We start from the raw sequence: 15012 nt of genomic DNA, 5'->3' as shown, positions 1-15012 counted from the left end.
AGCCCGCATGGACGCAATGCCCCCATCCCCCTCGAACCCGGTGCCGCCGCCGCTGCTGACGGCACCCGTATTCGGCCCGCAGGACGCCAGCCATCTGCGGGCGCTGTCCATCGGCCACTACGTGGTTGGTGCGCTCATCGCACTGTTCTCGCTGATCTTCATCATCCACATCGTGCTGGGCGTGAGCGCCCTGACCGGGGCATTGCCGCTGAGCTCGGAGGGGCAGCCCTCATCGCCCGCCGAGCAGCGGATGTTCGGCTGGATGTTCACCATCATCGGCAGCGTGATCGTGGTGGGCGGCGTCACCCTGGGCGCCTTCGTCGCCTACGCCGGGCGCTGCCTGGCGCAGCGCCGCCGTTACGTGCTGTGCCTGGTGGTCGCGGGCCTGTCCTGCCTGTTCACCCCGGTGGGCACGGTGCTGGGGGTGTTCACCCTGATCGCCCTGCTCCGCCCCCAGGTGAAAGCCGTGTTCGACACTCCGTCGGCAAGCGTTTGAGCCGCCTGGGTTGCCGGTAATGAACGCACCCCGCCGCATCGCCGTGCTCGCCTCCGGGCGCGGCAGCAACCTGCAGGCCATCCTGGATGCCATCGCGTCGGGCCGCCTGCCGGCCGAGGTGGTGGGCGTGTTCTCCGACCGACCCGATGCCGCGGCCCTGCAGCGGGTCGATCCTTCCCGGCGCTGGGCGCATGCACCGAAGGAATTCAGCGATCGTGCCGCCTACGAGCTGGCCCTGGGCGACGCGGTTGCCGCCTCCGCCCCGGACTGGATCGTCTGCGCCGGCTACATGCGCATTCTCGGCGCTGGCTTCGTGCAGCGCTTCAACGGTCGCCTGGTCAACATCCACCCGTCGCTGCTGCCGCTGTACAAGGGCCTGCATACGCACGCCCGGGCGCTGGAAGCCGGCGATGCCGAGCATGGCGCAAGCGTGCATCTGGTGGTGCCGGAGCTGGACGCGGGTACGGTGCTGGCGCAGGCGCGCGTGCCGGTGCTGGCAGGCGACGATGCACAGACCCTTGCCGAGCGCGTGCTGGCGGTGGAACACCCGCTGCTGATCGCCAGCCTGCAGCTGCTGTGCGATGGCCGGCTGGCTGAACGGGAAGGACAGGCGATCTTCGACGGTCACCCCCTGTTTAGGCCGCTGGCCCTAGATTCCGCCGGAAACCTGAACCGATAACGTTCTGCACACGCCCCGCTGACTGCGGGGCTGGCATCCTGCCCCACTCCTGCGGCCCCTGTCCCCCATGAAGACCACGACGCTGCTGTGCACGCCCCTGCTGTTGTCGCTTGCCGTGTTGCCTGGCGTGGGCTGGGGCCAGGCACAGCCCTCTGCCGACCCGGCAGCTCCGTCGCAGGCCCCGGCCGCACCGGCCGTGCCCATGCTGCCCGCGCTGGCCTGGGAACCGCCGCCGCTGCAACCGTTCACCGCTACCTACCAGGCCTTCTACAAGGGCAAGGAAGCCGGCGATGCCACCATGCAGGTCACCCATACCGGCGGCAACCAGTGGCGGGTGGACATGCAGGTGGTGGGCCGCCGCGGCTTTGCCAGCGTGCTCGGCCTGAACATCGAGCAGAGCACGGTGTTCGAGGAGCGCGGCGGCGTCTATGCGCCGCTGAGCCAGAGCACGGTGCGCAAGGGCCTGTTCCTGGGCAAGAAGGCCGTCGGCACCTATAACTGGCAGGCCGGCACCGCGCAGTGGACCGGCGATGTGAAAAAGGATCGCGCGCAGCCCATTCCGCTGCAGGCCGGCGATCAGAGCGCCCTGCTGATCAACCTGGCGATCATGCGTGATGCCCGCCCGGGCGTGGCCATGCACTACCGCTACGTCGACATGGGCAAGGTGCGCCAGCACGACTACCAGGCCGCGCCGCAGACCGAGAACGTCGAGGTCGGCGACCTGTCCTACAACGCGCTGCGGGTATACCGCAGCAACGGCGGCAACAACGAAACCATTCTCTGGATCGCCAACGGCGTCCCCACCCCGGTGCGCATCCTGCAACGCGAAGATGGCGAAGACCGCGTCGATCTCCGCCTGATCGAATACCAAGGAGTCTGAGCATGAACACCCTGTCCCGCCCCCTGACGTGGATCGCCGCTGCCACCCTGTCGATGGCCAGCCTGCCGGCGATGGCCCTGGAGCCGTTCAAGGCCGACTATCTGGCCAGCTACATGGGCATGCAGGCCAACGGCACCATGACGCTGGCCAGTGAAGGCAGCAACAAGTGGCGCTACAGCCTGCAGGTGAAAAACCAGCTGGCCGACCTGAGCCAGAGCACCGTGTTCGAGGAAGTGCGCGGCCAGCTGCGTCCGCTCAGCAGCCAGGACCGCTCGGCGCTGCTGGTGAAGAAGCGCAACGTGCAGGCCAACTACAACTGGACCAGCAACCAGGCCACCTGGACCGGCGACATCAAGCCGGACCGCGCCGGACCGATCGCCCTGAAGGCCGGCGACATGGATGCGCTGCTGATCAATCTGGCCATCGCCCGCGACCTGGCAGCCGGCAAGCCGTTGACCTACCGCATGGTCGACGAGGGCCGGATCAAGAACATGACCTACCGCGTGATCGGCAAGGAATCGATCACCGTGGGCGGCAAGAGCTACGAGGCGACCAAGGTGTCGCGTGCCGACGGCAACAAGGAGCTGATCGCCTGGATCGTGCCGGAGTTTCCGGTGCCGGCGCGCATGCTGCAGCGGGAAAGCGGCCGCGACGCGCTGGACCTGACCATCCGATCAATGAACTGAGTGCCGGGGTCGGATCCCATCCACTCGGGGATGGGCTCTGACCCCGGGCCCCGCACAAGGAAAACGCCCGCTTGCGCGGGCGTTTTTCATTTCTTCTCTTCGGCCGGTTTGAACTCGGTGCGGCAGTCCACCCGGATCTGCTCACCGCTTCCGCGCCAGACGAACGTGCGGCAATGGCGGTTGCCTTCCTGGCTGTCGTTCACCGACACGGCATAGAACGACTGGATGATCTCGTCACGCGATACCGTGCCGTCACCGTTCCAGTCCATGTCCTTCTGCTCGATGCCGCGGGTGATGGCGATATCGGCGTACCAGGCATACCCCAGCCACGCCAGCACGATCAGCACCAGCGCCAGCAGCGCCTTGCGACGCGGGCTGAATTTTCCGCGAAGGATCATGGCACGCGCCGGATGGTGGCACCGAGCGAAGACAGCTTCTCTTCGATGTTCTCGTAGCCGCGATCGAGGTGGTAGATGCGATCGATGGTGGTATCGCCGCTGGCCATCAGGCCGGCCAGGATCAGCGATGCCGATGCACGCAGGTCGGTGGCCATGACCGGCGCGCCGCTCAGATGCTCGCTGCCACGCACGATCGCGGTATGGCCTTCGACCTGGATGTCCGCGCCCAGGCGCAGCAGCTCGTTGACGTGCATGAAACGGTTCTCGAAGATCGTTTCGTTGATCACGCCGACGCCGTCGGCCACGCAGTTGAGCGCCATGAACTGCGCCTGCATGTCGGTCGGGAATGCCGGATATGGCGCGGTGGTCAGGTTGACCGCCTTCGGCCGCTTGCCCTGCATGTCCAGGGTGATGCTGTCCTCGGTGGTCTCGATCCGGGCGCCCGCCTCGACCAGCTTGGACAGCACCGCGTCCATGGTGTTCGGACGTGCACGGTTGACCGTGACCTTGCCGCCGGTCATCGCGGCGGCCACCAGGAAGGTGCCGGTCTCGATGCGGTCGGGCAGCACTTCATGACGGCCACCGGAGAGGCGCTCCACGCCTTCGATCACCAGGCGGGCGGTGCCGAGGCCTTCGATCTTCGCGCCCAGCGCGATCAGGCAGTGGGCCAGATCGGTCACTTCCGGCTCCATCGCGCAGTTGTCGAGGATGGTGGTGCCTTCGGCCAGCACCGCGCCCATCAGCACGTTCTCGGTGCCGGTCACGCTCACCATGTCGAAGGTGAAGTGGCCACCCTTCAAGCGCTTGGCCGACGCCTTGATGAATCCGTTCTCGACCACGATGTCGGCACCGAGCGCCTGCAGGCCCTTGATGTGCTGGTCGACCGGACGCGAGCCGATGGCACAGCCACCGGGCAGCGACACTTCGGCCGCACCGAAACGGGCCAGCAGCGGACCCAGCACCAGGATCGACGCACGCATGGTCTTGACCAGTTCGTACGGCGCCACATGCTGGTTCACCGCACGCGGGTCGACCACGATCGCGCTGCCGCGCGACAGCGTGCCCTGGTCGATGGTGACCTTGGCGCCCAGCTCGCCCAGCAGCTTCACCGTGGTGACCACATCGTGCAGGTGGGGCACGTTGGTGATCTCCACCGGCTCATCGGCCAGCAGGGTCGCGCAGAGGATGGGGAGGACGGCGTTCTTGGCGCCGGAGATGCTCACTTCACCGTGCAGCGCAGCGCCGCCGGTCACAACGATCTTGGCCATGGGGTTCGGGATCTTCTGCGGTTCAGCCGGCTTCGGCCGGGGTCACGGTTTTCAGCGCCAGCGCGTGGATGGCGCCGCCCATCAGGTCGCCCAGCGTGGCATAGACCATGCGGTGGCGGGCCAGCGGCATCTTGCCGGCAAAGGCGTCGCAGACCACGGTCGCTTCGAAATGCACGCCATCGTCGCCCCGCACATCGGCGCGGGCGCCAGGCAGGCCGGTTTCGATCAGGTTGCGGATGGTGTCGGCGTCCAACGGGCTTTCCTAATAAAATGAACCCTCATTCTACTTCCGCTGCGTGGCGTCCGCATGGCCGAGTCCCTCCCGCCCCCCCGTTCCGTCGAGCCGGCCGCCCTGGTGGCCAGCGGCCGCCGCGTGTTCGAGATCGAGCAGCAGGCACTGCAGGCGGTCGCCGAGCGCCTGGGCGAGCCGTTCCAGAAGGCCTGCCAGGTGATCCTGGGCAGCCGCGGGCGGGTGGTCGCCACCGGCATGGGCAAGTCAGGCCATGTGGCGCGCAAGATCGCCGCAACCCTGGCGTCCACCGGTACCCCGGCGTTCTACGTGCACCCGGGCGAGGCCGGCCATGGCGACCTGGGCATGATCACCGAAGCCGACGTGGTGCTGGCCCTGTCCTATTCGGGCGAATCGGACGAAGTGCTGATGCTGCTGCCGGTGCTCAAGCGCCAGGGCAACGTGTTGATCTCCATGACCGGCCGCCCGCAGTCCAGCCTGGCGACCGCCGCCGACGTCCACCTGGACGTCAGCGTGCCGGCCGAGGCCTGCCCGCTGGCACTGGCTCCGACCTCGAGCACCACCGCCTCGCTGGCGATGGGCGACGCGCTGGCGGTGGCCCTGCTGGACGCGCGCGGCTTCACCGCTGACGATTTCGCCCGCTCGCATCCGGCCGGCAGCCTTGGCCGTCGCCTGCTGCTGCATATCACCGACGTCATGCATACCGGCGCCGATCTGCCCAAGGTCGATGCCGGCGCCAGCCTCAGCGAGGCCCTGGTGGAGATGAGCCGCAAGCGCCTGGGCATGACCGCCGTGGTCGATGCCGAGGGCGTGCTGATCGGCCTGTTCACCGACGGTGACCTGCGCCGGGCACTGGACAGTGCGCTGGACGTGCGCACGGCAAAGATCGCCGATGTGATGACGCGCAACCCCCGCACCATCGGAGCCGACCAGCTGGCGGTGGAGGCCGCCCGCCAGATGGAAACCCAGCAGATCAACGGCCTGATCGTGGTCGATGACCAGGGCCGCGCCGTCGGCGCCCTGAACATTCATGACCTGTTGCGGGCCCGGGTGGTTTAACCGACAGTCCGTAGACCCCATTCAGTCTGTAACCCCACACCTGCCCTGATCGAGTCCAACGTCCTGATGCCCTGGTCCCCCCTGCCCGCCTTCCCTGCCCACCTGCATGCCGCTGCGGCGCGGATCCGCATGGCCTGCTTCGACGTGGACGGCACCCTCACCGACGGTCGGCTGTACTACGACCAGGACGGCAACGAGAGCAAGGCGTATTTCGTGCAGGACGGCCTGGGCCTGAAACTGCTGCAGCAGCACGGCATCCACCCCGTGCTGATCACCGCGCGCAACAGCCAGTCCGCGCTCAGGCGCGGTGCCGATCTCGGCATTGATACCCACATCGCCGTGGGCGACAAGCTGGCCAGCGTGCAGGCCCTGTGTGCCCAGCGGGGCATCGGTCTGGAACAGGTCGCCTTCCTCGGCGATGACCTGCCGGATCTGGCGCCCCTGGGTGCGGTCGGTCTGGCCGTGGCGCCGGCCAATGCCCATCCGTGGATCGCCGAACGCGTGCACTGGCAGACCCGTTCCGAAGGCGGGCGCGGCGCGGCGCGTGAGCTGTGCGACGTTCTGCTGGCCGCGCAGGGTCATGTCGCGTCGGTCCTGGCGAGGTATGGCGCATGAACGCACCGACCGTGAACTGGCGCACCGTGCTCGGCATCGGCCTGCTGCTGGCGGCCCTGCTCAGCAGCTGGGCCGCGCTGCGCAACCGCGACAAGGGCCCGGCCCAGAGCGGCCAGGAAGTCGGCGTGGATTACATCCTGCACGACTTCCAGATCGTCGCCCTGGACGAGCAGGGCAAGGAATCGACCACCCTGCGCGCGCCGCGGCTGGAGCGGCAGCGCGGCGACCAGACCATCAACATCGCCACGCCACTGTTCGAGATGCCCGACAAGGACGGCAGGCACTGGACACTGCGCGCGGAGACCGGCTGGCTGAGCGCCAAGGGTGACGAACTGAAGCTGCGCGGCAAGGTGGCGGGTGACAGTCCGGCTGCCCCCGGCGTCGTGCCGACCACCTTCCGCACCGATCACCTGGACGTGTTCCCCAAGGAGAGCCGGGCCCGGACCGACGCCCTGGTGACCATGACCCGCCCCGGCATGGAGCAGTCCGGCGTCGGGTTCGAGGTGGATTCGAAGAACAACACGTATCATTTCCTCAGCCAGTCCAAGGGTCGCTACACGCCCAGACGCTGATTCCGCCGCCCGGCCCGCGACGTCCCTGGACAGGCGCGGCGCCGGCAGCCCCCACCCGCTGCTGCCCTCCTGACCGGGCAGCCACCACCGGCAGAACGGACCCCGATGAAGATCCCCTTTGCAGCCATGCTCGCACTCAGTCTTCTTGTCCCCGCCCTCGCGCAGGCGAAGTCGACCGACCGCAACGAGCCCATGAACATCGATGCCGGTGCACAGAACGGCATGCTCACCGGCGACGGCAAAACCGTGCTGTCGCAGGGCGTGATCATCACCCAGGGCACGCTGGACCTGCGCTCGTCCGAAGCGGAGATTTATCTCAAGGACGGCGAGCCGGTGCGTGTGGTGTTCACCGGCAAGCAGGCGAAGTTGAAGCAGCAGCTCGATGACGGCACCTGGATGGATGCGCTCGCCGACCGCATCGACTACGACATCAAGACCGAGATCATCACCCTCACCGGCAACTACAAGGTCACCAGCGCGCGCGGCACCAACGCCGGCCAGCGCATGGTCTACAACACCCGTACCGGCGAGATGAACTCCGGCGGCGACGGCAGCCGCGTGCGCACCGTGATCCCGCCCAAGAACAAGACGCCTGCCGCCACCACCACGCCGGCGCAGCCGGCCGGGAGCCGGAAGTAATGCTCGTCGCCAAGGGCCTGCGCAAGCGCTACAAGCAACGTGAGGTCGTCAAGGACTTCGGTCTCACCCTCGAAGCGGGCGAAGTGGTCGGCCTGCTCGGCCCCAACGGTGCCGGCAAGACCACCTGCTTCTACATGATCGTCGGCCTGGTCGCCGCCGATGCCGGCAGCATCGTGCTCGATGGCAAGGACATCACCGGCGACCCGATGTACACCCGTGCCAAGCAGGGCGTGGGCTACCTGCCGCAGGAGCCCTCGGTGTTCCGCAAGCTGACCGTGGCCGACAACATCCGCCTGGTGCTGGAACTGCGCGAGGATCTGGACTCGGCCGGCCGCGAGCGCGAGTTGAGCAGCCTGCTGGACGAACTGCAGCTGGGCCATGTGTCCGAACAGCTTGGCGCCAGCCTGTCCGGCGGCGAGCGCCGCCGCTGCGAGATCGCCCGCGCGCTGGCGGCGCAACCCCGGCTGATCCTGCTCGACGAACCGTTTGCCGGTGTCGATCCGATCTCGGTTGGCGAGATCCAGCGCATCGTCACCCACCTCAAGCAGCGCGGCATCGGTGTGCTGATCACCGACCACAACGTGCGCGAGACCTTGGGAATCTGCGACCGCGCGTATATCCTCGCCGAGGGCACCGTACTGGCCCAGGGTTCGCCGGAATCGATCCTGGACAATGCCGACGTACGTCGCGTCTACCTTGGGGACTCGTTCAAGCTGTGACCGCAGCTGCCGGGTTCCATTCCCCCTCTTCGGCACAGGCATGAAGACTCGGCTGCAGACATCGTTGGGACAGCAGCTGGTGCTCACGCCCCAGCTGCAGCAGGCGATCAAGCTGCTGCAGATGTCCAGCACCGAGCTGGAACTGGAGATCGCCCAGGCGGTGGAGAGCAATCCGCTGCTGGACTGGGCCGAAGGCAACGAGAGCGATGCCGCTGCCGGCGACGATGGCAACGGCGATGACGCCCCGCCCGAACGCACCGACGCCGGCCAGGAGGACGACTGGGCATCGGCCGAACCGGACTGGAGCACCGCCGGCAGCGGCGGCAGCTTCGACGACGATGACGACAGCGGCAGCGCCGCCGAACGCGTGGCCGAAACCGAGACCCTGGCCGACCACCTACTGTGGCAGCTGCACCTGTCGCATCTGTCCGCACGCGACCGCAGCATCGGGGCTGCCCTGATCGACGCCCTGGACGACGATGGCTACCTGCGCGAACCGCTGTCCACCATCGCCGAGACCCTGCTGCCGGCGATCCACGCCGGCGAGAACGAGATCCTCACCGTACTGCACCAGATCCAGCGCTTCGATCCGGTCGGAGTAGCGGCACGCAGCCTGGGCGAATGCCTGCAGCTGCAACTGGACGTACTGGCGGCCGACACACCGGGCCTCGGCCTGGCACGACAGGTCGCTGCCGGGCCGCTGGAGCGGCTGCCGCGCAGCGGCGTGGCCGGGCTGGCGCACGAACTCCGGCAGCCCCTGGCCGACGTCGAGACCGCCGTGGCCCTGCTGCGGTCGCTGGACCCGCGCCCGGGCACCCAGATCGCGCCGCTGTCGCAGGACACCTACGTGGTGCCGGACGTAGTCGTCTGGCGGCAGAACGGCGTGTGGCGCGCCGCGCTGGCCGGCCATGCCGGGCCGAAGGTGGTCATCCACCGCGGTTACGAACAGATGATCCGCCGCTGCGGTGAGGCCGACGCCGGCTACCTGCGCGCCCAGCTGCAGGAGGCGCGCTGGCTGCTGAAAGGCCTGCAGCAGCGTGGCGAGACCCTGCTGCGGGTGGTGCGCTGCCTGATCCTGCAGCAGTCCGGCTTCCTGGAGTTCGGCGAACAGGCACTGCGCCCGCTCACCCTGCGTGAGATCGCCGCCGAACTGGGCCTGCACGAATCCACCATTTCGCGGGCGATCGCCCGCAAGCATGTCCGGACCCCACGCGGCACCCTGCCGCTGCGCGCGTTCTTCGCATCGGGCATCGATACCGAAGGCGGCGGTGAGGCATCCAGCACGGCCATCCAGGCGATGATCCGGCGCCTGATCGATGACGAAAACCCGCGCAAGCCCCTTTCTGACGCCAAGCTGGCTGACCTGCTCAAATCGTCGGGAATTCCAGTGGCGCGACGCACCGTGGCGAAGTATCGTGAAGCCATGAACATTTCCGCCTCGCACGAAAGGGTCAGAATCGCTTGACGCACCGCCGCGCCCGGCGGAGAGGTTCATTGGCACATCCGAACACAGGAGAAACCCGATGCGCATCGAAACGTTTGGCAAAGACGTCGAAGTCACCCCGGCCCTGCAGTCCTATGTAGAGGAGAAGCTGGCCCGGATCGGAAAGCACTTCGACCAGCACTGCGAAGCGCGGGTGACCCTCAAGCTGCAGAAGACCGAACACCATGTCGACGCCAGCCTCAACATTCCCGGCCAGACCCTGCACGCCGAGGCCGGCGGCCAGACCATGTATGCCGCGATCGACCTGCTTGCGGACAAGCTTGACCGCCTGGTGATCAAGCACAAGGAGAAAAAACAGCAGCACGCACCGCTGCCGGTGGGTGACAATGGCGGCTGATCGCCACCGTTCCCCGCAGACATGCCCCTGACTGACCTCCTGGCGGCCGTGCAGACCCAGCTCTGCACGGCCACCGACCGCGACAGCGTCCTCAAGGCCGCGGCCGGGTTGCTGGCCTGCCGCCAGGCCAATGCCGAACAGATCTATCTGAACCTGTGCCAGCGCGAGGCGCTGGGCAGCACCGCGATCGGTTGCGGCATCGCCATCCCGCATGGCCGCGCGCCGACCCTGGACCGCCCACGCGGCGCCCTGCTGCGACTGGAGGCCCCCGTCGACTTCGGGGGCGACGAGCCGGTCGACCTGGTGTTCGCGATGGCCGTTCCGGCCCACTACACCCATCAGCACCTGATGCTGCTGTCCGAACTGGCCGAACTGTTCTCCGCCCCCGCCATCCGCGAGGCGCTGCGCGCCGCCGGCGACGCGCGGGCACTGCGTCAGGCCCTGGATCTCACGCCCCCGGCGAGTGCCGCATGAATACCAGCATCACCGCACGCGAACTGTTCGAACAGCAGCGCGAACGCCTGGGCCTGCGCTGGGTGGCGGGAAAATCCGGCGAGAAGCGCGAGCTCGAGGCCGGCAACACCGTCTCCCGCCGGCCCTCGCTGGCGGGCTACCTCAATGCGATCTACCCCAACAAGGTGCAGATCCTGGGCACCGAGGAACTGTCCTGGCTGGACGCGCTGGAACCGCGCCAGCGCTGGGAGACGATCGAAAAGCTCATGCAGTCGCACCCGCTGGCGCTGGTGATTACCCGCAACCAGCCCTGTCCGGAAGACCTGCGCGCGGCCGCCGACGAGTCGGGCACGCCGCTGTGGGTATCTCCCAAGCGCGGCCACGAACTGCTCAATCATCTTTCCTACCACCTGGCACGCACGCTGGCGCCGCGCGTGATCCTGCACGGCGTGTTCATGGAGATCTACTCCATCGGCGTGCTGATCACCGGCGAAGCCGGGTCGGGCAAGAGCGAGCTGGCGCTGGAACTGCTCAGCCGTGGCCACCGCCTGGTGGCAGATGATGCACCTGAATTCACCCAGATCGCGCCGGACGTGCTCGACGGCACCTGCCCGGAACTGCTGCAGGACCTGCTGGAAGTACGCGGCCTGGGCGTGCTGAACGTGCGCGAGATGTTCGGCGACACGGCTGTAAAGAAGAACAAGTACCTTCGGCTGATCGTCCACCTGACCAAGCCGATGACCGAGCCCACTCCGCATGGCTACGAACGCCTGACCGGCGATTCCGGTACCCGCCATGTGCTGGACCTGGACGTGCCGCTGATCACGCTGCCGGTGATGCCCGGCCGCAACCTGGCCGTGCTGACCGAGGCGGCCACCCGCCTGCATATCCTGCGGACCAAGGGCATCGACCCGGCCGCGATGTTCATCGCGCGCCACAGCAACCTGCTGGAACGGCGAACACCCTGATTTCCCTGGCCTTCGAAGAGTCTGTCCATGAGCACCGCTGCCCCCACCGCCCCGACCCTGATCATCGTCAGCGGCCTGTCCGGCTCGGGTAAATCCGTCGCCCTGAAGACGTTCGAGGACCAGGACTACTACTGCTCGGACAACCTGCCGATCCAGCTGCTGCCGGACTTCGTGCGCAGCCTGCTGGCCCACCATGACGGCGCCGCGCCGCGCCGGCTGGCGGTCGGCATCGACGTGCGCGGCCAGGCCGACCTGAGCCAGCTGGCCAACTGGCGGCAACTGGCCACCGATGCTGGCGTGGAAACCAAGGTGCTGTTCTTTGAAGCCAGCGACGAGGCGGTGCTCAAGCGCTATGCCGACACCCGTCGCCGCCATCCACTCAGCCAGCTCGGTCTGTCGTTGCCGGAAGCGATCGCCCGCGAGCGCGAACTGATCGCACCGCTGCGCCAGGAGGCCGACGCGATCATCGACACCAGCGCGCTCAACGTGCACCAGCTGCGCCGCCGGATCATCACCGAGTTCACGCTGGACCATGCAACCCGCCTGTCGCTGCTGTTCGAATCGTTCGCCTACAAGCGTGGCGTGCCGGCCGAAGCGGATTTCGTCTTCGATGCGCGGGTGCTGCCCAATCCGCACTGGGACCCCGAGCTGCGTGCGCTCAGTGGCCGCGAGCCGGGCGTGCGCGACTACCTGGAAGCCCAGCCGGACGTGCAGTGCTACCTCGCACAGCTGATGGGTTTTCTCGACACCTGGCTGCCGAAGCTGGGCGACGGCACCCGCAGCTACGTGACCGTGGCCTTCGGCTGCACCGGTGGCAAGCACCGCTCGGTCTATCTGGCCGAACGGATGGCCCGGCATGCCCGCGAAATGGGCTGGGAAGACGTGGCCACCTATCACCGCGAGCAGGATTGAGAGGCCCGGCCGGGGTGCGCCCGACCGCCCCGCGGAGGGGCGGGATGGGCCGGCAGGCGGGGGACGCTGAATACGGGACACAGTGCCCCTCATCTGCGGCTATCGCCAATTCACCTTGACCTGTTAACGTGCAGTAATGACCTGTGGCATTCTCCTCGTAACACATCCCGGGGTCGGCGCCGCCCTGCTTGACGTGGCGACCCGGCTCCTGCGGCAGCTGCCGTTGAAGACCGAAGCTTTCGAAGTACCGTTCGACGCAGACCTGGATGCTCTGCTCCCCCTCGCCTCGGCCGCGCTGCGGCGGGTTGATGGTGGAGAAGGCGTGCTGATCCTGACCGACCTGTACGGCGCCAGCCCCGCCAACCTTGCCGGGCAGCTGGCCCGGCTGGGAACCCCGGTTCGCCGGGTGTCGGCGCTGAGCCTGCCGATGTTGCTGCGGGTGATGAATTATCCGGAACAGGCACTGGATCAACTGCCCGCCACCGCTGCGGCGGGTACCCGTAATGGAGCGATAGTCGACGATGCTTGAACGAGAACTCACCGTCAGCAACCGCCTGGGCCTGCATGCCCGGGCCACCGCCAAGCTGGTGCAGACCCTGGCACCGTTCCGGTGCAACGTGACCATGGCTGCCAAGGGCCGCGAGATCAACGCCAAGAGCATCATGGGCGTGATGCTGCTCGCTGCCGGCCAGGGCACCCCGGTCACCGTGCGCATCAGTGGCGAAGACGAAGCCGCCGCGATGGACGCGGTGGTCGACCTGTTCGAACGCCGCTTCGACGAGGACAGCTGATCGTGCCGCGCGCCCGCGCCGGCCAGCTCCCTTCCGGCCAACGGCCGGTCCAGCTGCTGGCTGGTCATGGCGCTGCGCGGGGTTCGGCGATGGGGCGTGCACGCGTGCGCCTGCCGCATGCGCTGGACGTTGCCGAACAGCGCGTGGCACCGCAGCAGATCGAAACCGAGCTGACGCGCCTGCATCACGCCGTGGACGCCGCGCGCGCGGAGATGCATGAGCTTCGGCAGCGCCTGCACGGCGCACTGAACCAGGAAGTGGGCGAATTCCTCGATCTGCACGCGCTGCTGCTGGACGACCCGGAGCTGCTGTTCGGCCTGGATGAGCTGATCCGCAGCGGCCCGTACAGCGCCGGATACGCCCTGCGCCTGCAGCGCGACCGCCTGGCCAAGGTCTTCGATGGCATGGACGATGCCTACCTGAAGAGCCGCATGGACGATCTGGATCATGTGATCGGCCGCATTCACGCCTTCCTGCAGCCGGAGCGTGCGCCGGTGATGAAGGGGCTGGCCGGCGAGATCCTGGTCTGCGACAACATCGCGCCGTCCGAGCTGGCACAGCTGCAGGCACAGGGCGTCGTAGGCATCGTCACCGCCGCCGGCAGCGCGCTGTCGCACAGCGCCATCCTCGCCCGCAGTCTGCACCTGCCACTGATCGTCAACGTTCCGCAGCTGCTCAGCCGCGTTGCCGATGGCGACGTGCTGATCGTCGATGGCGCCGACGGCAGCATCACCGTCAACCCGCAGGCCGACAACCTGCGTGACTATCGCGCACGGCTGAAGGAACACGCCCGCGAGCAGCGGGAGCTCGGACGCCTGCGCAGCAAACCCAGCCGTACCCGCGACCAGGTCGACATCGCCCTGCTGGCCAACGCCGAATCGCTGGAGGACGTAACCCAGGCCCACGCCCTCGGCGCGCAGGGACTGGGCCTGTACCGTACGGAATTCCTGTTCCTGCAGCGCAACGAGCTGCCGGACGAGGAAGAACAGTTCCGGACCTACCGCGACGCCGCGCTGGGCATGAGCGGGCGGCCGGTGACCATCCGCACCCTCGATCTGGGTGCGGACAAAGCGGATCGTACCGGCCTGACCCTGAGCAACGAAGAGAACCCGGCGCTTGGCCTGCGGGGCGTGCGCCTGTCGCTGGCACGGCCGAAAGTGGCCGACACCCAGCTGCGGGCGATTCTGCGTGCCTCGGCCTATGGCAAGCTGCGGGTGCTGGTGCCCATGATCAGCACGCGAGAAGAGCTGCTGGCCGTGCGCCGGCGCATGCTCAAGCTGTCCGAACAACTGCGCGCGGAAGGGCACATGGTGGCCGACCACGTGCCGCTGGGGGCGATGATCGAAGTACCCGCCGCTGCTCTGGCGCTGGAGAGCTTCATCGACCTGGTCGACTTCCTGTCGATCGGCACCAATGACCTGGTGCAGTACCTGCTCGCGGCCGACCGCAACAACGAGGCGCTGGGCGAACTCTACTCGCCGCTGCACCCGGCGGTGCTGCGCCTGCTGCAGATGGTGATCGAGACCGGCGCACGCCATCGTGTGCCGGTGGCGGTGTGCGGCGAGATCGCGGGGGACGCGCGCATGGCGCCGCTGCTGCTGGCACTGGGCCTGACCGAGTTCAGCCTGCATCCGGGCACGCTGCTGGAAGTCCGCCGCGCGATCCGCGAGGCCGACCTGGCATCCCTGCGCGCCCGCGCTCCGAAGCTGCTGGCCGCGCGCGACCGTCGCGGCATCGAGCGCTGGCTGGCACTGGTGGCCGATACGCCCTGACGGCCGCGCTGCGC

Annotated in this window: 20 protein-coding genes; 17 read left to right on the top strand and 3 right to left on the bottom strand. The window is 67.8% G+C overall.

Annotated features, from left to right (window positions below; translation table 11 throughout):
- Nucleotides 1–7: 7 nt before the first annotated feature.
- From N7367_RS11695 to N7367_RS11680, 4 genes are all read left to right on the top strand, one after another.
- On the top strand, nt 8–496 hold the full coding sequence (locus N7367_RS11695; RefSeq protein WP_053519429.1) for a hypothetical protein: 489 nt from the start codon (nt 8–10) through the stop codon (nt 494–496).
- Nucleotides 497–515: 19 nt separating this feature from the next.
- Entirely contained in the window at nt 516–1175 is a 660-nt protein-coding gene (gene purN, locus N7367_RS11690; RefSeq protein WP_074900488.1) for a phosphoribosylglycinamide formyltransferase, read from the top strand.
- 67 nt (nt 1176–1242) lie between these two features.
- Nucleotides 1243–2055 (top strand): DUF3108 domain-containing protein, encoded by an 813-nt coding sequence (locus tag N7367_RS11685; protein ID WP_065174536.1) that lies wholly within the window; start codon nt 1243–1245, stop codon nt 2053–2055.
- A 2-nt stretch (nt 2056–2057) separates the two neighbouring features.
- Nucleotides 2058–2741 carry a DUF3108 domain-containing protein gene (locus tag N7367_RS11680; RefSeq protein WP_053519426.1) on the top strand — a complete coding sequence of 228 codons (684 nt, stop codon included), beginning with the start codon at nt 2058–2060 and terminating at the stop codon, nt 2739–2741.
- An 86-nt stretch (nt 2742–2827) separates the two neighbouring features.
- Here N7367_RS11680 and N7367_RS11675 read toward each other — a convergent pair whose 3' ends face one another.
- Genes N7367_RS11675 through N7367_RS11665 form a run of 3 tightly spaced genes read right to left on the bottom strand, consistent with a single transcriptional unit; the run spans nt 2828 to nt 4660 of the window.
- Nucleotides 2828–3139 carry a hypothetical protein gene (locus N7367_RS11675; RefSeq protein ID WP_053519425.1) on the bottom strand — a complete coding sequence of 104 codons (312 nt, stop codon included), beginning with the start codon at nt 3137–3139 and terminating at the stop codon, nt 2828–2830.
- Nucleotides 3136–4407, bottom strand: a complete 1272-nt coding sequence (gene murA, locus N7367_RS11670; protein WP_053519424.1) for a UDP-N-acetylglucosamine 1-carboxyvinyltransferase — start codon at nt 4405–4407, stop codon at nt 3136–3138. The genes N7367_RS11675 and murA overlap by 4 nt, the downstream gene beginning before the upstream one ends.
- A gap of 22 nt (nt 4408–4429) precedes the next feature.
- Entirely contained in the window at nt 4430–4660 is a 231-nt protein-coding gene (locus N7367_RS11665; RefSeq protein ID WP_053519423.1) for a BolA family protein, read from the bottom strand.
- A gap of 54 nt (nt 4661–4714) precedes the next feature.
- Between N7367_RS11665 and N7367_RS11660 the strand changes: the two genes are divergently transcribed.
- The 13 genes from N7367_RS11660 (at nt 4715) to ptsP (ending at nt 14998) form a co-directional block, all read left to right on the top strand.
- Nucleotides 4715–5716, top strand: a complete 1002-nt coding sequence (locus N7367_RS11660) for a KpsF/GutQ family sugar-phosphate isomerase (protein WP_065174535.1) — start codon at nt 4715–4717, stop codon at nt 5714–5716.
- A gap of 66 nt (nt 5717–5782) precedes the next feature.
- The gene (locus tag N7367_RS11655; RefSeq protein WP_053519421.1) at nt 5783–6331 is read left to right on the top strand and encodes an HAD hydrolase family protein; all 549 of its coding nucleotides are present in this window, start codon (nt 5783–5785) and stop codon (nt 6329–6331) included.
- A complete protein-coding gene (gene lptC, locus N7367_RS11650; RefSeq protein ID WP_053519420.1) occupies nt 6328–6903 on the top strand; it encodes an LPS export ABC transporter periplasmic protein LptC in 576 nt (191 codons plus the stop codon). Before N7367_RS11655 ends, lptC begins: the two co-directional genes overlap by 4 nt.
- 105 nt (nt 6904–7008) lie before the next feature.
- Nucleotides 7009–7542, top strand: coding sequence for a lipopolysaccharide transport periplasmic protein LptA (lptA, locus tag N7367_RS11645; protein ID WP_065174534.1), 534 nt, complete (start codon nt 7009–7011; stop codon nt 7540–7542).
- Complete coding sequence (gene lptB, locus N7367_RS11640) at nt 7542–8261, top strand: LPS export ABC transporter ATP-binding protein (RefSeq protein ID WP_065174533.1); 720 nt, start codon at nt 7542–7544, stop codon at nt 8259–8261. Before lptA ends, lptB begins: the two co-directional genes overlap by 1 nt.
- 40 nt (nt 8262–8301) lie before the next feature.
- Entirely contained in the window at nt 8302–9726 is a 1425-nt protein-coding gene (locus N7367_RS11635; protein WP_279942432.1) for an RNA polymerase factor sigma-54, read from the top strand.
- Between the two features lie 58 nt (nt 9727–9784).
- Nucleotides 9785–10102, top strand: coding sequence for a ribosome-associated translation inhibitor RaiA (raiA, locus tag N7367_RS11630; protein ID WP_005415556.1), 318 nt, complete (start codon nt 9785–9787; stop codon nt 10100–10102).
- Between the two features lie 21 nt (nt 10103–10123).
- A complete protein-coding gene (locus tag N7367_RS11625; protein WP_074900474.1) occupies nt 10124–10576 on the top strand; it encodes a PTS sugar transporter subunit IIA in 453 nt (150 codons plus the stop codon).
- The gene (gene hprK, locus N7367_RS11620; protein WP_053519415.1) at nt 10573–11523 is read left to right on the top strand and encodes an HPr(Ser) kinase/phosphatase; all 951 of its coding nucleotides are present in this window, start codon (nt 10573–10575) and stop codon (nt 11521–11523) included. Before N7367_RS11625 ends, hprK begins: the two co-directional genes overlap by 4 nt.
- 27 nt (nt 11524–11550) lie before the next feature.
- On the top strand, nt 11551–12435 hold the full coding sequence (rapZ, locus tag N7367_RS11615) for an RNase adapter RapZ (RefSeq protein ID WP_053519414.1): 885 nt from the start codon (nt 11551–11553) through the stop codon (nt 12433–12435).
- Nucleotides 12436–12571: 136 nt separating this feature from the next.
- The gene (locus tag N7367_RS11610; RefSeq protein ID WP_065174531.1) at nt 12572–12964 is read left to right on the top strand and encodes a PTS fructose IIA subunit family protein; all 393 of its coding nucleotides are present in this window, start codon (nt 12572–12574) and stop codon (nt 12962–12964) included.
- On the top strand, nt 12957–13226 hold the full coding sequence (locus N7367_RS11605) for an HPr family phosphocarrier protein (protein WP_053519412.1): 270 nt from the start codon (nt 12957–12959) through the stop codon (nt 13224–13226). Before N7367_RS11610 ends, N7367_RS11605 begins: the two co-directional genes overlap by 8 nt.
- A 2-nt stretch (nt 13227–13228) precedes the next feature.
- Nucleotides 13229–14998 (top strand): phosphoenolpyruvate--protein phosphotransferase, encoded by a 1770-nt coding sequence (gene ptsP, locus N7367_RS11600; RefSeq protein WP_065174530.1) that lies wholly within the window; start codon nt 13229–13231, stop codon nt 14996–14998.
- The last annotated feature ends 14 nt before the right edge of the window (nt 14999–15012 follow it).

Source organism: Stenotrophomonas sp. GD04145, from assembly GCF_029835135.1.
Taxonomy (GTDB): Bacteria; Pseudomonadota; Gammaproteobacteria; order Xanthomonadales; family Xanthomonadaceae; genus Stenotrophomonas; species Stenotrophomonas maltophilia_P.
This window is presented reverse-complemented; position numbering and strand designations above follow the sequence as displayed.